We start from the raw sequence: 22,603 nt of genomic DNA, 5'->3' as shown, positions 1-22,603 counted from the left end.
CACGCCATGCCCCCGCCCCGCACCGCGCCCGCCTGGCACATCCTCACCGGCGAATACCCGCCGAGGCCCGGCGGCGTCGGTGACTACACGCGGCAGGTGGGCCGCGCGCTCGCGGGCGCCGGGCAGGAGGTCCACGTCTGGGCGCCTGGCGAAGGTGGCGTGCGCGACGAGGACGGCGTCACCGTTCACCGCGTCCCCGGGCTCCTGACGCCCGCGGGGCTGCCCGGCCTGTCGCGCGGGCTGGATGCGTGCCCGGGGCCCCGGCGGCTGCTGCTCCAGTACGTGCCCCACGCGTTCGGGATGAAGGCGATGAACGTCCCCTTCTGCGCGTGGTTCGCCGCCCGGCGGAAGGATGCGCGCTGGGTCTACGTCCATGAGGCGGTCCACCCGTGGAGTCCCCGTGGGCCGTGGCGCCACCACGTCCTCGCGGGCACCACGCGGCTGATGGTGCGCATCGTGGCGAGCGCCGCGGACCGCGTCTTCATGTCCATTCCCCAGTGGGCGGCGCACCTGCCCGCTCGCGTCCGGCCTCACGCGACCTGGCTGCCTGTCCCCAGCAACCTGCCCGTCGAGGTCCCCCGGGAGGCCGTGGACGCGCTCCGCTCGGCGCTTGGCGCGGGGCCCTGGTTGGGTCACTTCGGCACCTTCGGGCGGCTCACCGCCGAGCCGCTGGAGGCCGCGCTGGTGCCGCTGCTGCGGAAGGATGGGACGCGCCGCGCGTTGCTGCTGGGCAGAGGCAGCCGCGCCTTCGTCGAAGGGTTGGAGACACGGCATCCCGCGCTGAGCGGTCGGCTCGTGGCCAGGGACTCACTCACGCTCGACGCCATCGCCGTGCATCTGGCGGCGTGTGACGTGATGCTGCAACCCTATCCGGACGGCGTGAGCACGCGGCGCACCACGGTGATGGCGGGGCTGGCGCTGGGGCTTCCCGTGGTCACGCACACGGGGCACCTCACGGAGCCGCTGTGGCGTGAGCTGGGCGCGGTCGCCCTGGCGGAGGGCACGGCGCCCGCCGCGCTGGTGGAGTGTGCCGAGGCCCTGCTGTCGCCTTCGGACGCCAGGCGGGAGCTGGGACAGCGCGCCTCACGCATCTACCGCGAGCACTTCGCGCTGGAGCGCACGGTGGATGCACTGCTGCGTGCCGCTCCGACATGAGGCCTCACTCCGCGCCTCGGCTGGCGCTGCTCATGGACCCTCGCGAGGAGGGGTGGCCCAGCATGGACCTGGTGGGCGAGGCCCTGCTCGCGGGGCTGGCCGCGCAGACCTCCGAAGTCCGAGCAGAGGCCCTGCGCCCGTCGATGCCCGAGGTGGCGCGGCGGCTCCCGCGCGTGGGCCTTCGGAACGCGGCCTTCAACGCGGACCGGGTCCTCACCCGCTTTGGCCTCTACCCGGGCCGCGCGTTGCTCGCTCGGGGCCGGTACGACGTGTTCCATGTCGTGGACCACACCTACGCGCAGCTCGTCCACGCGCTTCCCGCGTCACGGACCGGCGTCTACTGCCACGACATGGATGCGTTCCGCTCCGTGCTGGAGCCCCACCGCGAGCCACGCCCCGCCTGGTTCCGCGCCATGGCGCGTGCCCAGCTCGCCGGGCTGGAGCGCGCGGCCATCGTGTTTCACAGCACCCAGGCCGTGCGCTCGGAGCTGCTCGCGCACGGCGTGGTGCCGGAATCGCGGCTCGTGTGGGCGCCGTATGGGGTGTCGCCTGAATACCGCCCGGAGCCGGCGGGGGCCCTCGATGACAGCGAGGCGGTGCTCGCGCCGCTGGGTGGCCGGCCCTACCTGCTCCATGTCGGCAGCGCGATTCCTCGCAAGCGCCTGGACGTGCTCTTCGCCGTGTTCGCCGCGCTTCGCTCCCGGCACCCGGAGCTACAGCTGGTCCAGCAAGGTGGCGTGTTGAACGACGCGCAGCGCGCGCAGGTGGAAGCGCTGGGCATCGGCGACGCGCTGCTCCAGCCCGCCCGGCAGGAACGCGCCACGCTGGCGGGCCTCTACCGGAACGCGGCGGCCGTGCTGGTAACAAGCGAAGCGGAGGGCTTCGGCCTCCCCGTCATCGAAGCACTGGCTTGTGGCGCCCCTGTCGTGGCCAGCGACCTGCCCGTGCTCCGAGAGGTGGGCGCCGAGTCCTGCACCTACTGCCCCGTGGGTGACGTGCCCGCCTGGGTGGGCGCCGTGTCGTCCCTGCTCACCGGAAGCGGAGCGCAGCCGTCGCGCGAGGCCCGGCTGTCACGCGCCGCGCGCTTCACCTGGGCCGCGCATGCGCGCACGGTGCTGGACGCCTATCTGCGGCTGCTGGACACCGCCTCCCCCTGAGGCCGGCGCTCGCGACCCGCGGCGACGTCATCGCCCGGCCGAGTCGGCTGCCCTTCAGGCCCTGGTGACGTTCCTTGACCCGGGAGGAGGTGTTTGCTTCGGTCCATCCGCCGTGCGCCTCTTCTTCCTCAATCCCGTGGGCATCCTTGGCGGAGCCGAGCGCGCGCTGCTCGACTTGCTCGCCTGCCTGAAGCAGCAGGACGCGACGCTGTCCCTCCACCTGCGCGCGGGGACAGCGGGGCCGCTGCTCGACGAGGCGCGTGCATTGGGCGTGGACGCGCGGTTGCTGCCGCTGCCGGAGCAACTGTCCACCCTGGGCGACTCCGCCCTGCGCGGGCACGGTCCACTGGAGGCGCTGCGCTTCGCCCGCCGCCTCGCGCCTGCCCCCGGCCACCTCGCGGACCATGGACGCGCGCTCCGCCGCGACGTGGCCGAGGTGAGCCCCGACCTGGTGCACTCCAACGGCATCAAGACGCACCTGCTCAGCGCCGCCACCGCCGGCCTGCCCCTGAAGCGGGTGTGGCACATCCATGACTTCCTCGGCGAGCGCCCGCTGGTGCGCAGCGCGCTGCGGCTCATCTCCCCCCTCGCGTCGGCGGCCATCGCCAACTCGCGAGCCGTGGGCGACGACGCGCGACAGGTGCTGTTCCGCGTCCCCGTGCACGTCGTCTACAACGGCGTGGACACCACCCACTTCTCGCCGGGCCCCATGGACGGCGCGCGACTGGACCTGCTGTCCGGCCTGCCCACGGCGCCAGCGGGCACGCTCCGCGTGGGGCTGGTCGCCACGTATGCCCGCTGGAAGGGCCAGGACGCCTTCCTCGAAGCAGCGGCGACGATGACGCGCCTGTACCCCGCCCTGCCCGTGCGCTACTACCTGGTGGGCGCGCCCCTGTACCAGACGCCCGGCTCCCAATTCACCGAGGAGGAGCTGCGCCGGCTCATCGCCTCGCGAGGACTGTCGGAGCGCGCGGGGCTGGTGCCCTTCCAAGCCCAGCCAGCGTCGGTGTACCGGGCCCTGGACGTCTTCGTGCACGCCAGCACCCGGCGCGAGCCCTTCGGCCTCACCATCGCGGAGGCGCTCGCCTGCGGGCGGCCCGCCATCGTCTCCAGCGCGAGCGGCGCGGCGGAGGCCCTCACGGACGGCGTAGACGCGCTGCTCGTGCCACCGGGCAACGTCCACGCGCTCGTCCAGGCGATGCGCGCGCTGCTGGATGACCCGGCACTGCGAGCCCGGCTGGGCACGGCCGCGCGCCTCACCGCGGCGGCGCGATTCTCACGCGAGCGCTACGCCAGCGAGGTGCTCGCCCTGTACCGCACGCTCGCGCGGAGCAGCCCCCCCGCTGAAGGCCGTGGAGTCCCCGTCCATTGAAGCGCGCACGCCGGCTCGTCACCCTGTCCCACTCCTACGTCGTCGGCCTCAACCGGCGCCTCGCCAACGAAATGGCCCTCGTGGGCGCGGGCACCTGGGACGTCACCACCGTCGCGCCCCGCTTCTTCCACGGCGACCTGAGCCCCCTCACCCTCCAGCTCGAAGCGGAGGAGGCCGCCAGGACGGAGGGCGTGCGCGCCTTCTTCAGCCGCTCGCTCCACGCCTTCCTCTACGGCCCGGAGGTGCGCGCCCACCTCGCGAGCAGCGCGGACCTGGTGCACGCGTGGGAGGAGCCCTACGTCCTGGCCGGCCTGGAGCTGGCGTTGCTCACCCCGCGGCGCGTGCCCTTCGTCTTCTGCACCGCGCAGAACCTGTCCAAGCGCTACCCACCGCCCTTCGCGCAGGCGGAGCGCGGCGTCGTCCAGCGGTCCGCCGGCTGGGTGGCGTGGGGTGAAACGGTGAAGGAAAACCTCCTCACCCGCCCCGGCTACGCGGAGCGCCCCGCGCGCGCCATCCCCATGGGCGTGGACGTGGACCTGTTCCACCCCAACCGCGCCCAGGGTGAGTCCCTGCGGCAGGAGCTGGGCTGGGCGACCTCCGGACCACCCGTCGTGGGGTTTCTCGGCCGCTTCGTCCCGGAGAAGGGCGTGCCCTTGCTGATGGCGGCGCTGGACGCGCTCGGCACACCGTGGCGGGCGCTCTTCGTGGGCGGGGGCCCCATGGAAGGCGCCCTGCGCGACTGGGCGGCGCGGCATGGAGACGCGGCGCGCGTCCTCACCGGGGTCCCCCATCACGGCGTGCCGCGCGCGCTCAACGCCATGGATGTGCTGTGCGCGCCCAGCCAGACGACGCCCCAGTGGCGGGAGCAGTTCGGCCGCATGCTGGCGGAGGGCTTCGCGTGTGGCGTGCCGGTGCTCGGCAGTGATTCGGGCGAGGTGCCACGCACCATGGGCGACGCAGGCATCGTCCTGCCGGAGGCGTCCGTTGCCGCCTGGGCGCAGGCGCTCGCGAGCCTGCTGGAGAGCCCCGAGCGCCGGGAGGCCCTGGCCGCGCGCGGAAGGGAGCGCGCCGTCACCCGCTTCGCCTGGCCGGTGGTGGCCAAGGCCCACCTCGACTTCTTCACCGAGCTCCTGGAGCGGCGCGGCTGATTCAGCCCTCGCGCTCCACCACGTCCACGATGGCCTCGGCCATGGTGTCCCACGTCTGCGCCCGGAGCGACTCGGACAACGCGGCAACATGCGGCGCCCAGGCGGCGGCATTCTCGCGCCAGGCCTCCAGGCGCCGCGCCAACAGGTCCACGTCGTCCGGCGAGTCCAGCAGCAGCCCCGCCAGCGCCGCGGGGTAACGCTCCGCCACGCCCGCCGAGCGGCTCACCAGCGCGGGGAGCCCCGCGCACAGCGCCTCATGGACGTTCAACCCATACGCGTCATACCGCGTGGGAGACACCAGCACGTCCGCCGCCGACAGCAGCAACGGCACGTCCTCACGGAAGCCGAGGAACTGGATGCGCGCCCCCAGCCCCCGGGCCGCCGCTTCGCGCTCCCACGCCTCACGCTGCGCGCCCGAGCCCACCACCTTCAGGTCCACGTCCCAGTCCGCCCGCGCGCACAGCCGCGCCCAGGCCTGGAAGAGCGTGTCGAAGCCCTTGCGGCGGTCCCCCAGCGCGCCCACGAAGAGCGCCACGGGCCGCGACTCCGGCCAGCCCAGGGCCGCGCGGGCCGCGCGCCGCGCCTCGGGTGAAGCCGGGCGGAAGCGCTCCGCATCCCCACCGAGGTAGATGACGTGCACCCGGGAAGCGGGGACGCCCGTGGCCGCCACCAGGTCGTCCCGCGTGCGCTCCGAGTTCGCGATGATGACGCGCGCGCGCCGCAGCGCCCGCCGCTCCGAGCGCACGTAGTACCGGTGGCTCACGCGGCCCTTGAGCTGGCGCAGCACGCCGCCGGTGGGCTCGGAGGCATGGGCGCCGTGGACGTAGTGGACCCAGTTGGCCGAGGCCACCGGACAGTTGCCGCCATTGGCCACCACGCGGCCGCCCTCGGCGCGGGTGCGCAGGGCCCAGGCGCGGCCCGCGGCGCTCAGCAGCGGCTCGCCGAGCAGATAGGCGTTCGCGGGCTTGGGCACGCGCACGAAGCGAACGTTGGCGTGGCCCAGCAGCACGTCCGCCACGCGGTGCGCCACGAGCCGCACCGGGTGCCCCTGCTTCGCCAGCCAGAGCGCCAGGGCCAGGTTCGCCCGGTCCATGCCGCCGGTGTCGACGAAGTCACCGGCGATGAGGGTGTACGGTCTTCTCATGGGCCAGGGCGCCGAAGAGCGCCGCGTTGAGCAACCAGAACTCCATGCCCGTCTGGCTCATGAAGAACGGATAGCTGAAGGTGAACGCCAGGGCGCCCAGGTTGTACGCGAAGAGGACGCTGCCCCACAGCCAGAACTCGCTCCGCGGGCCATCCCGGCTGCGAGCGACCCGGAAGGCGAACGCCAGCGACATCAACAACCCCAACGGGTAGAGCAGCACGCCCAGGATGCCGCTGTCGTAGACCCAGGCCGTCCACTGGATTTCGGCCCACAGCGACGGGCGCTCGCGGTCGCCGTGGTCGCCGAAGTAGGCGTTCATCATGCCGTACCGGCCCAGGCCCGCGCCCAGCGGGTACTCGGGCAGCACGTCCGTGAAGGTGCCCGTCAGGAAGTAGCCGCGGTTGCGGTGGTACACCTCGTCGGGGCTCGACTCGAAGAGCGAGGACCAGCGCTGCATCACCGTGTCACCGCCCACCGCCACCGCCCAGCCGAAGGTGGCCACGCCCGCCGTCCCCATCACCGCGAGCAGCGCCAGGAACCGCCCCACCCGGCCGCTCACCAGGAGCACCCCGGCCAGGGCCACCAGACAGACGAGCAGCATGACGGCGGTGGCGCGCACCTGGGACAGGTAGATGCCGAAGAGGCCCACCAGGATGCCGCCCACGCTCAGCACGCGCGTCAAGCCACGCCGTGCCGACAGCAGGAAGCCGCCGCCGAGCAACACGGCGTAGAAGCCGCCCGTGGACGCGCCGCCCGGGATGTCCGTCAGGCCCATGGGCCGGAACACGCGCACGCCGTCCGCGGTCTCGAACTGGAGGCTGTTCACGTAGCCCTGCCCCTGGCCCTGCACCGCGGAGGACAGCGCCGGCTGGAAGCGCCCGGGGAAGTAGACCTGGAGCACGCCCACGCCCGCGCTGGCCGCGTTGAAGAAGAAGAGCAGCGCGAGCGTGCGGCGGAACGTCCTCGGGTCGATGGACAGCCGCGTCACCCAGAGCAGCGGCGCGGCGATGGCCAACTGGATGCCCACCTGCGCCACGGCGGCCAGGGGCGCGCCCGTGCCGGGATTGAAGAACTGGAGCGCGGTGACGCCCAGCGCGGCCAGGATGAAGGGCTGCGCGGGGTGCTTCAGGCTCCGTCCCCGCACCAGCACCAGCAGGGCCAGGCTGACGCCGAAGGCCAGCACGCGCACCGCCACGCGGAGCGGCGCGATGGCCTCCACCAGCAGCGCGAGCTGACAGCCGATGAGCAGGCAGACGAAGAGCGGCACCAGCCGGCCCGACGCCAGGAGCCCGCCCCCGGCCGTCGCTCGCCGCATGGCGGACGGAGCGCCCTCGGGCACCGCCTCCAGCGACGCCCCCGGCGCACGGCGCACGTACCGGCGCCGAAGCACACCCGGCCCTTGGAGCTGGGGCACCGTCACGCGGACACCTCCTGGGGCCCGGACAGCGCTCGCAGCGCCTCCTCCATGCCGCGCAGGAAGGCCCCCGCGTCCCCCACCGCCAAGGCCCGCGCCGGCCCCGCCGCGCCCAACGCCGCTCGCGTCCGGGGATTCTCGATGAGCGCCGCCAGCGCCCGTGCCAGGGCCCCGGGCTCGGGAGGGACGACCACGCCGCAGGAGGCATCCACGATTTCCAGCGCGCCGCCCATCCCCGTGGTCACCACGGGCACGCCCGCCTGGAGCGCCTCCACGAAGGCCAGCCCGAAGGGCTCGGGCTTCACGTTGGGCTGACAGTGGAGGTCCGCGGCGCGCAGCAGGCTCGGCACATCCGAGCGCTGCCCGAGGAACCGCACGCGGTCCTCCACCCCGAGCTGCTTCGCCTGCGCGCGCAGCCCGTCCAGGTAGGCCCGCTCCTCTGGACGCTGCGCGCCACCCGCGACCCAGGCACGCCAGCCCGGAACCCGCCGCAGCCGCCCCAGCGCCTCCAGCAGCAAGCGCTGCCCCTTCCACGACTGCATGCGGCTGGCCTGGAGGATGACGACGTCACCTTCGGCGGCCCCCAGCTCCTCGCGCAGCCGCGCGCGCTCGGCGGGCGCCAGCGCCGGTGGCGGCGCGGGCACGGGGCAATGGCTCACGCGACAGGGGGCGCGTGGATAGACGGACGCCAGCGTGCCCGCGGTGAAGCGGCTGTTGGCCAGCACCAGGTCGGGCGGCGTGACGCGCGCCCATCGCTCCAGCCAGTGCGCGCCGGACAGCGCGTCGTGCTGGAAGAAGACCAGGGGAACGCCCACCGCGCGGACCACCGGGCCGAACAGCGCCTGGGGCCAGATGGCGTGACAGATGACGCCGTCGAAGCGCCCCGCGCGCAGCAGCGCGCGCAGCACGCTCCGCGCGCGCCACACGGACCAGGGACGCCCCGTCCTCGCGGGCCCCAGCACGTGCAGCGCCGCGCCCGCGTCACGCAGCTCCTGGGACAGCCGCCCCTCGAAGCAGAGCGCGAAGGCGTGCGCCAGCGCCGGGTGCCGGCCCTGCTCGCGCGCCACCGTGTGCAGCAACGTCTCGATGCCGCCGTAGAGGTTGCCGCTGGAGACGTGCAGCACGCGCAGGGGGCGGCTCATGCAGACCCCGCGAGGCGCCGAGGCAGGTCCTCGGGGGCGCCCGAGGGAATGGGCCGGCCCAGCGCCTCCGCGTACAGGGACAGGCTGCGCCAGGCCATGACGTCATGCCGGAACTCCGCCACCGCCCGCTCGCGCGCGCCGCGTCCCAGACGCCGCGCCAGCCCGGGCTCCTCCACCAGCCGCCGGGCCGCCGCCGCCAGGGCCGCCGCGTCACCCACGGGCACCGTCAGGCCCGTCTGCTCGTGGAGGCTCACCCAGGCGACCCCCGAGTGGGGAATCGCCGTGTTCAGCACGGGCAGGCCGCTGGCCATGGCCTCCACCTGCGACAGGCCATACGCCTCGCTGCGGGCGTTGCCGCAGAACCACAGCGCGGTGGCCGCATGGAGCGCGCCCACCAGCGCGTCCGGAGGCAGATAGCCCGTCCACGTCACGCGGTCCGCCACGCCCAGCGCCCGCGCCCGCCGCCGGGCCTCCGCCTCCAGCGGCCCCTGCCCCACCACCACCAGGCGCCCGGGCACGCGGGCCAGGGCCTCCAGCGCGGTGAACAGGCCCTTGTAGTAGACGAGCCGCCCCACCATGAGCCACAGCGGCGCGCCCGCGGCCTGCTCCCGCCAGCGCGCCTGGGCCTCACGCGCGGCGGCGGACGGCTGGAGGTACGGCGCCAGGTCCAGCCCCAGCGGCAGCGCCCGCACCTTGCCGCGGAACGCGCGCAGCAGCGGCGAGCCCGGGACGTACGCCGCGCTGGTGGCCAGCACCCGGCGGGCGCGCGCGTAGAGCAGCGCCTCGAAGGGCTTGAAGAGCGCGCCCGCCACCTTCTGCCGGATGACGTCGCTGTGGTGGGTGACGAAGACGGGCGGCAGCCGGCGCACCGCGTCCAGGGCCAGCACCCAGGTCGGGTTGGGCGTGTGCAGGTGCACCACGTCCACGCCTCGCGCCAGGGCGCCGCCGAGCGCGCGCGGCAGGTCCGGCATCACGTCCATGCGCGCCACGGAGGCCAGCCGGCCCAGGCGAAGCACCCGCACCGGCCCGTCCCAGGACTCGCGCGTGGGGCTGCGGCCCTGGAACTCGTGGCTGGTGCCGGCGCCCTCCGCGCTGTGGTTGGCGCACAGCACCTCCACCTGCGCGCCGAGCGCGGCCTGGGCGCGCGCCAGCGTCTGCACGTGGGCCTCCATGCCGCCCGACGCGGGGGGATAGAACTTGCCCAGGTGCAGCACCCGCAGGCCCGCCCCCGCTGCTGGCGCGTTCACGACTGCGCCACCCCGTCCTTGGACTCCTCGGCGTACTGCCCGTAGCCCTGGTAGCCCAGGTACGAGTCGCCGTAGCGGGGGGCCGAGAGGTCCACGTCGTTCAGGATGGCGCCGTACATGCGCGCCTGCACGTCCGCCAGCGAGCGCAGCGCGCGCCGCGCCGACTCGCGGTTCGTCCTGGCCGCCTTCAGCACCAGCACCACGCCGTCGGACTTGGTGGCCAGCACCGCCGCGTCCGCCACGGCGTTGATGGGCGGGCTGTCCAGGATGATGCGGTCGAAGCGCTCGGAGGCGGCCTTGAGCAGGTCGGTGAAGGCCTGCGTGTGCAGCAGCTCCGCCGGGTTGGGCGGCAGCGGGCCGCACGGCAGCACGAAGAGGCCGGGCACCTCGGTGCTCTTCACCGCGGCGTCCAGCGTGCCCTCGCCCACCACCAGCGAGGAGATGCCCAGCTCGTTGGGCACCCCGAAGGCGCGGTGCAGGCGCGGCCGGCGCATGTCCGTGTCCAGCAGCAGCACGCGGTTGCCGCTCTGGGCCATGGCCACGCCCAGGCTGATGGACGTGGTGGACTTGCCCTCCTGCGGCCCGCTGGACGTCACCACCAGCGTCTTGAACGGGTTGTCCGGCGACATGAACAACAGGTTCGTCCGGATGGCGCGGCAGCACTCCGCCGCCGTCGACTTGGGCTCGCGGTGGACATGGAGGTCCCGCTCCCGTGGGGCCTTGCTGGCCTCCAGCCGCGGCATGACGCCCAGGAAGGCCAGCCCCAGCCGCTCCTCCACGTCCGCCTGCGTGGCCACGCTGTTCTCCAGCAGCTCCAGCAGCACCACCACGCCCAGGCCGGCGAGCAGCCCCATCACCAGGCCCACCGCCAGGTTGCGGCGCACGTGCGGCTTCACCGGCAGCAGGATGGGCCGCGCCGCGTCCAGCACGCGCACGTTGCTGGTGCGCAGCATGCCGGACAGCTCGATGTCCTTCAGCCGCCTGGCCACCAGCTCATACAAGCGCTGGTTGTTGTCCGAGTCGCGCTTGAGCCGGTCGAACTCGATGGCCTTCTTGTTCACCAGGAAGGCCTCCGCCTTCTCCGCGTCCAGCAGGCGCACCAGGTTCTTCTCCTGCGCCACCGCCTCCGCCAGCGCCGTCTCCGCGCCGCGCACCACGTTGCCCAGGCTCTTGAGGAAGTCCTCGCGCACCACCGACAGCTTGCGGTTGCACTCCAGGAGCTTCGGGTGCTCGGCCAGGTAGCGCTCCCCCAGCTCCGCGCACGTCACGCGCAGCTCGGTGTAGCTGCGGCGCAGGTCCTGGATGGGGCCGTCCGTGGCGCCCGGCAGCGCCTCCGCCCACGTCTCGTCCTCTGGAGACGCCTTGCGCAGCCGGTGGATGGCCTCCACCCGCGCCTGCTGGGCGGCGATCTGGATGCGCACCTCGGTCAGCTTCAGGTTGAAGCTGTTGATGCGCTCGCTGACGATGCTCATCCGCGACTCCAGCGACGTGGACAGCATGTCCGCGTCCTTCTTGAAGTCGTAGACGGCCAGCTCGCTCGTCTTGGACTGGGACTCCAGCTCCGCCAGCCGGACCTCCAGCCAGTCGCGCGCGTCGTCCGTGGTGCGCAGCTTGAGGGCCAGGTTCTCCGCCATGTACGCGGCGGCCACTTCATTGGCGAGCAGCGCGGCGCGCTTCGCGTCGAAGTCATCCACCGCGACGTTCATCACCCGCGAGTCCTTCGCGGGAATCACGCGGATGCGCGACTGGAGCAGCGCCACCGCGTCCGCGCCCTGCATCGCCTGGAGGCGCGCCTTCTCGTCCGTGACGTGCGCCATGCCCAGGAAGTCCGCGTCCGTGGACAGGCCCAGCTTGTCCACCACGCGCCCCGCCACCGCCCGCGAGGTGATGATCTGGCTCTGGGTGGCGTAGTACTCCTTGTTGAACCAGTAGTTGCTGCGCTCCTCGCCCATCACCTCCTTCACCTCCCCATCCAGGAAGCGAGGCGCCATCACGTCGATGATGAGCGACGCGCTGGCGGAGTACACCTTGGGCTGACGCAACGTGTGGGCGGCCGTGAGCGCCACCACCACCACCGCCACGCCGAGGACGACCCACTTGCGCCGCCACACCGCGCGCAGGTGCTGCATGAGGCCCGACGGCGTCAGGCCACCGGCGCCGCCAGCCGGGTCGAAACCGGTTCCATCCACGTCACGTCTCCCTGCCGTCCCCTGAGCGATTTCGCGGCCTGGCGGAACTCCGCCGACCTTCACCCACACGCGAGGGGACCGTGACGAGCGTGCCGTGTCCCCGCGGGGTTGTCCATCCTTCCGCGGCCGCCTGGATGCCCTCCATCCGCGCTTCTTCGCGGGCGCGCACGCGCATGCCCGAGCCGCCTGTGCTAGTGAGCCCGGCGTGACGCCACCGCTTTCCTTCGTCCTCCCCTTCTCGCCCGACACCGCGGCCGCCGCCTCCCGCTTCGCCCACGCGTTGCCCCCTGGCGCGGAGGTCGTCCTCGCAGGCGAGGGTTCCATCGACGCCGCCTCCGCGCCCCACGTGCACGTCCTGTCGGTGCCCGGCGGCAAGGGAGCGGCCATCCGCGCCGCGCTGGAGAAGGTGAGGGGCCCGGTGACGGTGCTCCAGGACCCGGACACCTCGTATCCGCGGGACGTCTATGAGGCGCTGGTGCGCCCCATTCAGGCGGACACCGCGGACGCCGTCTTCGGCCTGCGCACGTCGCAGGGGCTGGCGCCGGAGCTGCTGGCGGAGCGGGCCCTGGGCCACGTCACCCGCTTCGTCGCCGACGTGGCGCTGACGGACCCGCTCACCGGCCTGCGCGCCTTCCGCACCGAGGCCCTGCGCTCCGTCACGCTCACCAGCGACGACGACGCGGTGGACGCGGAGCTGGTGGTGAAGCTGGCCGCGCAGCTCTTCCGCCTCACCGAGGTGACGCTGCCGCCGGGCGCGGTGCCTCGCCGGACGCCCGCCGCGCACCTGTCCCGGCTCAAGACGCTGGTCCGCTACGCCACCGTGCGCGACGACGCGGACAACCAGCACGAGGGCTACACCACGCTGGAGCGCATGGACGGCGCCGTCCACTACAACCAGTGGCTGGGCCGCCGCTTCCGCGAGCACCTGGGCCGCCGCGTGCTGGAGATTGGCGCGGGCATCGGCACGATTACGCGCGAGCTGGAGTCCGGCCTGGAGCTGCTCATCGCGCTGGAGGTGGACCGCTTCTACGTGGACCGGCTGAAGAACCTCTTCCGCGGCAAGCCGCACATCCGGCCCTACCTGTCCGACGTGGCCCTGGCGGACTGGGAGGCGCTCAAGACGGAGCGGCTGGACACCATCGTCCTCTCCAACGTGCTGGAGCACATCCCGGATGACGCGGCCGCCGTCCGGCGCTTCAAGCAGATTCTGGCGCCCGGGGGGCGCGTGGTCATCCTGGTGCCGGCGCTCCAGCAGCTCTTCGGCGCCATCGACGAGGCCGTGGGCCACTACCGCCGCTACACGCCGTCCACGCTGCGCGCGGTGCTGGAGGAGAACGGCTTCCAGGTGGAGACGCTGGAGTGGATGAACCTGGCGGGCCTGCCCGGCTGGTTCGTCAACAGCCGCCTGCTGCGCCGCCGCTCGGTGCCCAAGCTCCAGCTCAAGCTCTACGACACGCTGGCGCCGCTGATTGCCCGCGCGGAGTCGCACGTGAAGCTGCCCGTGGGCATGAGCCTCTTCGCCGTCGCCCGCGCCACCGGGGGCGACGCGTGAGGCACGGCCGCCGCGCGGGATGCGGCGCCCCTCCGATGAGCGCCAGGAGCCAGGCCGAGGCCACGCCATGCGCGTGACGCCCCGGCGGCTGACAAGCTCCCAGCCCTCCCCCGGCGGAAGCGCGGCTCCAGCGCGGCGCGCGACGCCCCAGCCCCTCTTTGAATCACGGCCGCCCGCCCAGGTGGCCTCGCCCGTGAGCAGGGCCCCGCCGCCATGAACACCTCGCCCGTGCCTTCCGACGCGTCCCCGACGCCCGCCGTGGCCCCCGTCTCCGAGCCAGGCAGGGCCTCGCGACCCGGCGCCTCACCCGCGGGCGCGCCTCGCGCGGTGTGGGCCGCGCTGGCGGCGCTGTACGTGTTGCTGTTCCCGTACCACCCGGGCCTGCGCTCGCCCAACGAGCTGTGCCGGCTGTGGCAGACGCGCGCGCTGGTGGAGTACGGCACCCTGCACATCAACCAGGCGCTGCATGACTACGGCAAGGTCGGTGACTTGTCCGTGAAGGACGGGAAGTACTACCCCAGCAAGGCGCCGCTGCTGTCGTTCGCCGCCGTGCCCATCTACGCCACGCTGCGCGCGGTGGGCGGCGGCCACCGCCACGCCGTGCCGGAGGTGCCGCTGGTCTTCTTCTCGCGCCTGCTGCTCACGGTGCTGCCCACGCTGGGCCTGCTGTGGCTGGTGCGGCGCTACCTGCGCGCCGCCCTGGAGCCGCTCGTCGCGGACGCCCTCACGGTGACGTACGGGCTGGGCTCGCTGGCCTTCAGCTACTCGCTGCTCTTCATGAGCCACCAGACGACGGCGGTGCTGCTCTTCGCCAGCTTCTACGCGCTGTGGCGCTGCGCGCGGGGTGAGTGGCGCGAGCGCGGCTACCTGGTGGCGGGGGCCTGCGCGGGCGCCACCGTGGCCGCCGAGTACACCGGCGCGCTGGGCGTGCTCGGCCTGGTGCTCTACGCGGTGCTCACCTTCGCCTTCCAGCCCGTGCCCGCGCGCGAGCGCTGGGTCCGCCTGGGCCGGGCCGCGGGGCTGGCCACGCTGGGCGCCCTGCCCTTCCTGCTGGCGCTGATGGCGTACCACCAGGTGACGTTCGGCCACCCGCTGACCAGCGGCTACAAGTACCTCAACGACGCGGGCTACCAGCCCTGGCACCTGGGCGGCTTCCTCGGCATCCGCACGCCGGACCCGCGCGCCTTCACGCTGTCCTTCTTCTCCCCCCTGCGCGGCCTGTTCACCCTGGCGCCCTTCCTCCTCCTGGCGCTGCCGGGGCTGGTGCTCGTGTGGCGCCGCCGGAGCCAGTCGCCCGAGGCCCGCGCGCTGGCGTGGCTGGGCCTGGCCCTGCTGGCGGGCTACACGTACTTCACCTCGTCGTTCTCCTACGACTCGTGGGGCTGGACGACGGGGCCGCGCCACCTCACCGGCCTGGTGCCCTTCCTGCTGCTCCCCGCCGGGCTCCTCCTGGAGCGGCTGCGCGCGGCGGGCCGGAGCACCTGGGCCCTGGGCGCGGCCGCGCTGCTGTGCGCGGTGTCCATCACCGTCACGGGCGCGGCCACCTTCATCAATTACATCCCCGACGACGTCTCCAATGCCGTGGGCGCGCTGGCGCTGCCGCTCCTGCGCGCCGGCTACTTCCCGCCCGGCGTGCTGACCTTCGTGGGGCTGCCGCCCGCGCTGACGGGCACGGTGCTGGTGGCCCTGCTGCTGGGCACCGCCGGCTGGGTCTACGTCAGCCTGTCACGAGCCCCCGGCCAGCAGTGGCCCGCACCGCCCGCGCTGGGCGCCGCCCTGGCGCTGCTGCTGCTCATCGGCGCGTCCCATGTCTTCACCACGCGGCATGACACCGCGGACCGCAACGCCGTGCGCTTCCTCCAGTCCGTCTGGTTGAACGCCCCGGAGCGCGCGGTGACGTTCTGGCCGCGCGGCCGCGGCTGAGCAGGACGCTCCGTGCGGATGTCACGGAGCCACCAGCGACCCAGCCCCCTGGGACGACCCACACAGACAGTCCCACTTTGTCGCTGACTCGCAATTTTTGCGAGGTACGCAAGCCGTGTCGTCGCAATGCGTGTCAGGCGTCACCCGGGGGCCTGGCCAAACGGCCGGATGGACTGACACGGACGCGGCGCGACACCGGGCCTGGGGATTGCTGAGACAGACACCCGCGCTTCCCTGCCGCCCTCCAGGGCAAGGAGTCCCCGGTGCGCTGTCATCCGACCCGCAAGCCCGCATCCGCGCTCCGCGCGCCGCGAGGCTTCACGCTGCTGCTGGCCCTGGGCCTCATCGCGCTCGTCACGGCCGGCGTCCTGGTGTCCTTGCGCGCGGTGAACGCGGAGAGCACGCTCCAGGCCCATGAGCGCCGCTCGCGCGAGGCCCTCTTCGCCGCCGAGGCGGGCCTGGCCGAAGGGCGCGCCGTCGTCCTGGCGATGCTGAACGCCCCCGTCTCGGGGAGCACGGGCAACTACAACCAGGATGTCCTGCCACGGCTGCAGGTGGTGGCCGAGGCGGGCCTGCCGGACGTCGCCTCGGGCGGCGTGCCCTGGCGGGAGCTGATTCCCCAGACGCCCTACACGCTGGCGCGTGGCACGGCCCTCGACGAAACCGTCACGGCGCCCTCTACCGAAATCAACGACGTGGAGGGCACGCCCATCCGCGCCTATCCGGAGGCGCGCGGCGTCTCCTACCGCGTCTTCGTCGTGGAGGATGACGACGACGCCGACCGCGACGCCGACGCCAACGGCCGCATCTGGCTGGTGTCGGTGGGCGAGGTCCAACCGGCGGGGACGGGGCTCCCGTACCGCACCATCATCCGCTCGCTCCTGGAGCACACCAGCACCCAGGGAGGCCTGGCGTGCAGCTACGGCACGAAGATGGGCTGCCGGGGCACCGGCACCTCCGGCAGCGGCCTTCCCACGTTCTGACACGCGAGCCTTCAAACACAATCCGTTGCACCTGAATCGGGCGGCCTCTGGAGCACCGGCCGCCAGGGGGGACATCATGCGCTGGACTCGAACCTGGATGGCCGCGTTGGCCGTGGCGGCGGCGGGGGCCGTGCTCGCACAAGGCCCCAGCGGCGACACGGGCGGTGGCGGCTCGGATGGCGGCGTCAGCAGCCTCGCGCTGTGCATCGACACCGCGGACCAGGACAAGCAACCCGACTTCAGCAGGGACGCGGGCATCCCCAGCGCCATCATCGTCACGGACGATGACCCGCCCAAGCTGCGCCTCAACACCAACCTCAACGCGCTGGACCCGGAGAAAATCATCCTGCCCTTCGAGCAGGACCTCACCGCGCTCATCGTCGACGACCGCGCGGGCAGCGGCGCCTCCAGCACGCTGGGCTGGTTCTATTACGACGAGCTCATCGACGCCGGCTACGTCGACGACAACGGCACGCAGGACACCTCCGATGACGACCGGCTGCTGGACACGAACCACAACGGCGTGCCGGACTTCCACGAGGACCTCTACAACCTCAACCCCTCGCACTACATCGGCAGCGAGGGCCCTCGCTGCAACCGGACGTTCACCCACCAGCGCTGGGGTGACGCCGGGACGGTGACGCTGCGCGAGCCCGACCTGCTGCTGGGCCCGTGCAACGCGGGCGGCAACTACACCGCCAACACGGGGCCTCGGCGCTGGCAGGGCGGCGCCGGCTACCCCGCGCAGCCCACGACGGGCGGCGTGGTCGGACGGCGCGTGCGCGACTTCGAGGCCACCTTGCTCGTCTACGACCCCTACCACGGGCGAGACAACCTGAGGCCAGGCGCCGTCAGCTCCGGCGTCATCGACACCTACTTCAGCGACCGGGGCCTGTTCCCGCACATCCCCAACCTGCTGGAGCCGCGGCACGCGCTCAATGGGAACAGGGGCATCGGCAACCTCATCTTCCTGTCCACCGACGACGATGAGACGTGGTGCCATGAATCGGAGTCGGCGGAGTGCTTCGCGCCGCGGCAGGGCTGGACGCTCGACAACAACGGACAGTTCACACGCACCGGCACCGCCTGGGACAAGTCCGATGACGGGGACGGCATCCCCGACTACAAGGCCAGCGCGTTCGACAGCGCGGGGCGCCTCATCACCGGCAGGAACCCGGCCGCGGCCATCACCAAGGCGGAGGACCAGGTCGTCCCCCTGGGGCGGCTCGCGGGCAACCGCGAAATCGTCTTCTTCCTCGTGACCTACGTGGAGCAGATCTACGGCCCGGCCACGGACTCCTGCTTCATCACCCGCCCGACGACGGATGGACGACAGGTGCAGTGCGACCTGTGGATGCACGGCGACATCAACGTCTTCTTCACCAAGACGCCGCTCAACCTGGACCTGCACCAGAGCACGGATCCGCTCGTGGTGGACCGGAAGAACCTGCGCTCCGAGTGGCTGGACGGGCGGGCCTACGGCCGCCTGGAGAACGACCCGGCCTATGGCGGCGTCGTCTTCCCCAATGACCAGACGCAGAACGTCCACTCCGTGAACCGCCGCGCGGCGCACACCCTCGTCGGCGCGCCACGGGACAACCCCCTGGTCTGGATTCTGGGCTGGGAGGACCAGAACGCGGGCGGTGACCGCACGTACAGCGACATCGTCATCCTCATCAACAAGCAGAACAACGGCTCCTTCCGCTCCGACGTGGTGTCGGACATCTCCCCGGACATCTCGCTGGACTTCACCATCACCGAGGTGACGTTCACCGTGGAGGACCAGCCCTACTACGCGGCGGACGGCGGCAGCCTCGCGCCGTGCTCCCGCGCCGTGCCGCTTCCGGACGGCGGCATGGGCCAGCGCCATCCGGACATCACCTACGAGGTAGCGCTGGACTGCAAGGTCTGCCAGGAGCCCTGCGACACCGCCCACCCCACCTACGTCCAGAACGACAGTCCGAACTGGCTGCGGGTCCCCATCCCGGACAGCGACGGCGGCGTGCGCAACGAGACGGCCGTCCTCCAGGAGTTCCTGGAGCAGGGCCGCGTGGGGACGCAGTTGTGCTGGCGCGCGGTGATGGAGAGCCCGGGCGAGGCCTGCCAGCCCACCATCCACAACATCAACGTCTCCTACAAGGCGCAGCGCAGCGGCGAGTACGGCCGCGCCTCGCTCATCCCCATGGCCAACGCAGTCGTCCACGGCGTGTACGAGACGCCCGGCCGCACCTGGGTCGCCGACGGCGGCGTGGACCAGGTCTCCATCCGCACCTACGACAACCGCCCGGACACCATCGACCGGGGCCACCTCTACCTGAAGAAGCTCTACGAGCCCGCCACGCTGGCGCCCCACGACCCCGCCGAGGAGGTCTGGGACTCCGGCAAGTGGCTGCGCGACCTGATGCGCGACCTGGAGCCCCAACCGCAGGATCCGCTCAACGCCCGCAAGCTCGTCACCCTCAACCCGGCCACCCGGCAGGCCGTCGCCGTGAAGGACCTGATGGCGCGCAACGCAACCAGCAGCCCGGTGTTCCCGGACAGCCTCTGCACGCGCCGCAACGGCAGCGTGTATCTATATGACCTGGACGGCCGGAACGGCTGCACCGCGGATGACCGGCTGGCGCTGCGCGACTGGCTCTACGGCTGGGAGGACCGCCACGCCTCCACCCTGCGCAACCGGATGCGGACCTGGCCGCTGGGCGGCGTGAACCTGTCCACGGCGGCCGTCATCGGGACGCCCAACGTGCCGGCGTGGCTGCTGGAGGGCCGGAACCTGGACGCGGAGCGCCAGAAGTTCGTGGAGAACTTCCGCGCGCCCAACGCGGACCGCCGCACGGTGACCTACGTGGGCACCACGCAGGGCTACCTCCACGCGCTGGGCACCGGCCATTTCCGGACGGGAGACGACCCCTGCACCCCGGGCCGCATCGAGTACCAGGGGTACTTCGGCCGGAGCGGCGGCTGCGGCAGCGACAACGACTACGGCCTGGGCAGCGAGCTGTTCGCCTACCTGCCCTACAAGATGCTGCCCTACTACGTGGAGAACTACCGCCGCGCCAACGACGACTACGCCACCGAGCGCGCCACCCTGGACGCCTCGCCCTCCGTGGCGGACGTGGACCTGCGCGGCACGGACTACCGCGCGGACACCGGCCACGACCCCCGGGACACCGACGAGGCCTGGCGCCCCCGCTCGGCCTGGAACGAGGGCGCCAAGACGGTGCTGGCCAGCGCCACCGGCCCCAGGCAGAGCATCTTCTTCGCGCTCGACATCACCAACCCCGCGGACCCGAACTACCCCGCGCCCCTGTGGGAGTTCGACATGAAGCGGGACCGCTTCACGCCGGCGGGCGCCCCGTGCACGACCACCGGCAACGGCTGCGCTCCGCTGGCGTCGTACTTCACCGGCGCGACGCCGAAGCCCGACACGCGCGGCTCCCGCCATGCGCCCTCGCTGGTCCGCATGGACTTCGGCGCGGACGGCGGCAAGAAGTGGGTGTCCCTGTTCGGCACGGACTACGCCACCGACGCCGGCGCCGTGGGCACCGTCTACCTGATGGACCTCAAGACGGGCCTGCCCGCGCGGGTGCGGGGCAGCGGCGCGCGGGCGCTGCTCGCGGGCGTCGTCACGCTGGGCACCACCGCGGACGTGGGCGCGGGCATCGGCGGCGAGCCCATCCCCCTGGACGTGAATGGCGACGGCAGCGTCGACGTCATCTACGTCCCGTCGACCTCGGGGAAAATCTACCGCATCAACCCCACCTGGTCGAACACCGGCTCGAGCACGCAGTTGGGCAAGGTGCTGGCCTCCTGCGTCGTCGCGGACGCGCAGGCAGTGCCCGGCATCCGGAATCCCTCCAGCCAGCGCATCTACTCCTCCATCTCCGCGTCGGTGGCGACGGACGGCTCCCGCCGGGTGCGCCTCTACTTCGGCACCGCCAACAACCCGGACATCGCCAACGAGCCGGAGGACACCGCCGACCCGCGGCCCCGCTATCACCTGATGGCCTTCGAGGACCGCCACCCGGTGCCCTCCCAGCGCCCCGGCGCCCAGTGCCCCGCGCACTTCGAATGGGCGCGGGAGCTGGGAGAAGGACAGGTCGTCTGGGGCGGTGTGTCCACCACGCAGGACGGCGTCTTCACCACCAGCGCCGTGGGCCGCGCCGCCAGCGCGTGTGATTTGGACAGCACCACCAGCGGCAGGGTCTACGCCTACAGCACCGCGGGCGCGCCGCTCGCGGGCAACGACACCCCCATCGACGGCCACGGCACGCACGCGCCCGTGCTCTATGACAATCACCTGCTCATCGTGAAGAACGGGCAGGTGCGCGCGCTGGGGAGCGGGCCGTACAACAACCCCACCTCCGAATCGCCGCGAAGCAGCTCCCGGGTCCTCATCTGGGACGTGCGGTCCGGCTCCCGCGTCCAGGAGGTGGTGCCATGAGCCGGCGCAGGCGCCACGCGCACCCGCGCGGGCTCAGCATCCTGGAGACCCTGGTCACCGCCGCGGTGCTCATGCTGGGCATCCTGGGCATCCTGCTCACGCTGGGCACCGCGTCCCGCCACAACCGCCGCAACAACAACCTGGGCCAGGCCAGCCTCATCGCCGAGCAGGAGCTGGAGCGCGTGGTCAACCTGCGCTGCGTGGGCGAGCCGCTGAGCGACCCGTGCGTCAACATCAAGCAGCTCGACAACACGGGGCGGGACGTGTGGTGGTCCGCCAATGGCCGCATGTCGGAGACGCCGCCCGTCCCCGGCGCGCCCCCGCGGATGGCCTACGCCCTGCGCCTGGACGTGGACCCACCCTTCGAGGGCGCGGAGACGGGTGAGCCCGCCCTGAGCCGCGCCATCCCGCTCCCCCACGCCAGCAACCTGGCCCCGCACCAGGTCATCAACGTCCGCGTCACCGTGAGCTGGCAGGAGGCGCCCGGCGCGCCCCGCCGCGCGGTGGCCCTGCAGACCCGGATGGCGCCATGAAGCGACTTCGTTCGACTCCGCGCAGAGGCTTCACGCTCATCGAGCTGATGGTGGCCGCCGCGATGTCCATGGTGGTGCTCGCCGCCGCCATTGGCGTGAGCGCCCACCTCCAGCGCCGGGGCCTGCTGGAGGAGCGCATCATGGAGACGCAGAACAAGGGCCGGGCCGCGCGCGACCTGATGGCGTTCGGCGTGCAGCGGGCCGGCGCGGGCATTGGCAGCGTCTCCCTCACCGGAGGCCGGCTTCCCTCCGGCGAAGCCGACCTGTTCTACGCGGTGTGGGCCCGCCCCCGGGCCACCTTCGCGGACGACCCCGGCTTCGCCCCACCCGACGACCCCTCGCTGCTGTCGGATGCGCTGGAGGTCTGGGAGACGGACCCGGCGCGCATGGTGTTCCTGGAGCAATGCCCCCTCCCCGCCGTCGCGGCCTGGAATGAGGACACGTTGTGCCTGGGGGGCCCGCCGCCCGCCTTCCTGGACGACGCGGTCATCGCCGTGGTGTTCCCGGGCACGGACGACGCGCGGGGCTGGGCCTGCGTGGGACAGGTGACGAACCTCGTGGCGGAAGGGGTGGAGTGGGCCCCGGGCATCCCGGGCCGGGCCGCCCCCGCGGAGGGCGACTGCACCCTCGCCGCGGCGACCGCGGGTTCACCCTGGGCCGGGACCCAGCGCCCGGATGAAGGCGGCATGTACCTGCTCCCGCTCGGCAGCCGGAGCTACCGCGTGAACTGGGCCAGCGGCCCCCCCGTGCTGGAGATGGACGCGGACGGCCCCGCGGGCCCGGCGGGCTACACCGCGGTGTCCCAGGACATCGAACAACTCCAGGTCCGGCTGGGCGTGATGGCACCGGACGCGCCTCCCGATACGCCGGTGCGCTTCTTCCCGGACACGGAGACGGGGCGCCCCTCGCTGGCCACGTGCACGCAGGCCACCTGCGCCACGCACGTCTCCTGGGCGTGGGACCCTGGCGTGCCCGTCCCCCCCGACCGGGGCCCGGGCAGCGCGGGCGACGAGCTGATGCGCCACGTGCGCGTGGTGGAGCTGTCCATCACCGCGCGCTCGGAGCGGGTGGAGCGGCTGGGGAACGAAGCGCCCGGAGCGCGGGATGACGAAGGCAACCTCCGGGATGGCTACAAGCGCCGCCACAGCGTCATCCGCCTGGCGCCGCGCAACTTCGCCTTCGACAGGACGGGGGGCTGAC

The 22,603-nt window shown here is 72.8% G+C and carries 15 protein-coding genes; 10 read left to right on the top strand and 5 right to left on the bottom strand.

The features are described from left to right. The first annotated feature begins 6 nt into the window (after window positions 1–6). From MYMAC_RS05315 to MYMAC_RS05300, 4 genes are all read left to right on the top strand, one after another. On the top strand, window positions 7–1,155 hold the full coding sequence (locus tag MYMAC_RS05315; RefSeq protein ID WP_095957302.1) for a glycosyltransferase family 4 protein: 1,149 nt from the start codon (window positions 7–9) through the stop codon (window positions 1,153–1,155). Next, entirely contained in the window at window positions 1,152–2,312 is a 1,161-nt protein-coding gene (locus MYMAC_RS05310; protein WP_095957301.1) for a glycosyltransferase family 4 protein, read from the top strand. The genes MYMAC_RS05315 and MYMAC_RS05310 overlap by 4 nt, the downstream gene beginning before the upstream one ends. Window positions 2,313–2,424: 112 nt before the next feature. After that, window positions 2,425–3,684: a glycosyltransferase family 4 protein gene (locus tag MYMAC_RS05305; protein ID WP_095957300.1), complete on the top strand. Its 1,260-nt coding sequence runs from the start codon at window positions 2,425–2,427 to the stop codon at window positions 3,682–3,684. Continuing rightward, window positions 3,681–4,832, top strand: coding sequence for a glycosyltransferase family 4 protein (locus tag MYMAC_RS05300; RefSeq protein WP_095957299.1), 1,152 nt, complete (start codon window positions 3,681–3,683; stop codon window positions 4,830–4,832). Before MYMAC_RS05305 ends, MYMAC_RS05300 begins: the two co-directional genes overlap by 4 nt. Before the next feature lies 1 nt (window position 4,833). Here MYMAC_RS05300 and MYMAC_RS05295 read toward each other — a convergent pair whose 3' ends face one another. From MYMAC_RS05295 to MYMAC_RS05275, 5 genes are read right to left on the bottom strand one after another with little or no spacing between them, the layout of a single operon-like run. After that, window positions 4,834–5,976 (bottom strand): glycosyltransferase family 4 protein, encoded by a 1,143-nt coding sequence (locus MYMAC_RS05295; protein ID WP_095957298.1) that lies wholly within the window; start codon window positions 5,974–5,976, stop codon window positions 4,834–4,836. Beyond that, complete coding sequence (locus MYMAC_RS05290) at window positions 5,945–7,396, bottom strand: O-antigen ligase family protein (protein WP_095957297.1); 1,452 nt, start codon at window positions 7,394–7,396, stop codon at window positions 5,945–5,947. Before MYMAC_RS05290 ends, MYMAC_RS05295 begins: the two co-directional genes overlap by 32 nt. Further along, window positions 7,393–8,532 carry a glycosyltransferase family 4 protein gene (locus tag MYMAC_RS05285; protein WP_095957296.1) on the bottom strand — a complete coding sequence of 380 codons (1,140 nt, stop codon included), beginning with the start codon at window positions 8,530–8,532 and terminating at the stop codon, window positions 7,393–7,395. Before MYMAC_RS05285 ends, MYMAC_RS05290 begins: the two co-directional genes overlap by 4 nt. Continuing rightward, window positions 8,529–9,779 carry a glycosyltransferase gene (locus tag MYMAC_RS05280; protein WP_095957295.1) on the bottom strand — a complete coding sequence of 417 codons (1,251 nt, stop codon included), beginning with the start codon at window positions 9,777–9,779 and terminating at the stop codon, window positions 8,529–8,531. Before MYMAC_RS05280 ends, MYMAC_RS05285 begins: the two co-directional genes overlap by 4 nt. Continuing rightward, window positions 9,776–11,968: a GumC family protein gene (locus MYMAC_RS05275; protein ID WP_095957294.1), complete on the bottom strand. Its 2,193-nt coding sequence runs from the start codon at window positions 11,966–11,968 to the stop codon at window positions 9,776–9,778. Before MYMAC_RS05275 ends, MYMAC_RS05280 begins: the two co-directional genes overlap by 4 nt. Before the next feature lie 205 nt (window positions 11,969–12,173). Here MYMAC_RS05275 and MYMAC_RS05270 point away from each other — a divergent pair, with 205 nt between their 5' ends. From MYMAC_RS05270 to MYMAC_RS05245, 6 genes are all read left to right on the top strand, one after another. Continuing rightward, window positions 12,174–13,520, top strand: a complete 1,347-nt coding sequence (locus tag MYMAC_RS05270; protein ID WP_095957293.1) for a bifunctional glycosyltransferase/class I SAM-dependent methyltransferase — start codon at window positions 12,174–12,176, stop codon at window positions 13,518–13,520. Between the two features lie 213 nt (window positions 13,521–13,733). After that, window positions 13,734–15,443 (top strand): hypothetical protein, encoded by a 1,710-nt coding sequence (locus MYMAC_RS05265; protein WP_013935808.1) that lies wholly within the window; start codon window positions 13,734–13,736, stop codon window positions 15,441–15,443. Window positions 15,444–15,706: 263 nt separating this feature from the next. Next, the gene (locus tag MYMAC_RS05260; RefSeq protein ID WP_095957292.1) at window positions 15,707–16,426 is read left to right on the top strand and encodes a hypothetical protein; all 720 of its coding nucleotides are present in this window, start codon (window positions 15,707–15,709) and stop codon (window positions 16,424–16,426) included. 76 nt (window positions 16,427–16,502) lie between these two features. Continuing rightward, complete coding sequence (locus tag MYMAC_RS05255) at window positions 16,503–20,870, top strand: pilus assembly protein (protein ID WP_095957291.1); 4,368 nt, start codon at window positions 16,503–16,505, stop codon at window positions 20,868–20,870. Continuing rightward, on the top strand, window positions 20,867–21,403 hold the full coding sequence (locus MYMAC_RS05250) for a type IV pilus modification PilV family protein (protein WP_013935811.1): 537 nt from the start codon (window positions 20,867–20,869) through the stop codon (window positions 21,401–21,403). The genes MYMAC_RS05255 and MYMAC_RS05250 overlap by 4 nt, the downstream gene beginning before the upstream one ends. Beyond that, on the top strand, window positions 21,400–22,602 hold the full coding sequence (locus tag MYMAC_RS05245; RefSeq protein ID WP_095957290.1) for a prepilin-type N-terminal cleavage/methylation domain-containing protein: 1,203 nt from the start codon (window positions 21,400–21,402) through the stop codon (window positions 22,600–22,602). The genes MYMAC_RS05250 and MYMAC_RS05245 overlap by 4 nt, the downstream gene beginning before the upstream one ends. Window position 22,603: the final 1 nt, after the last annotated feature.

Source organism: Corallococcus macrosporus DSM 14697, from assembly GCF_002305895.1.
Lineage (GTDB): Bacteria > Myxococcota > Myxococcia > Myxococcales > Myxococcaceae > Myxococcus > Myxococcus macrosporus.
The sequence above is the reverse complement of the archived record's forward strand: the minus strand, read 5'-3'. Positions and strand labels throughout refer to the sequence as shown.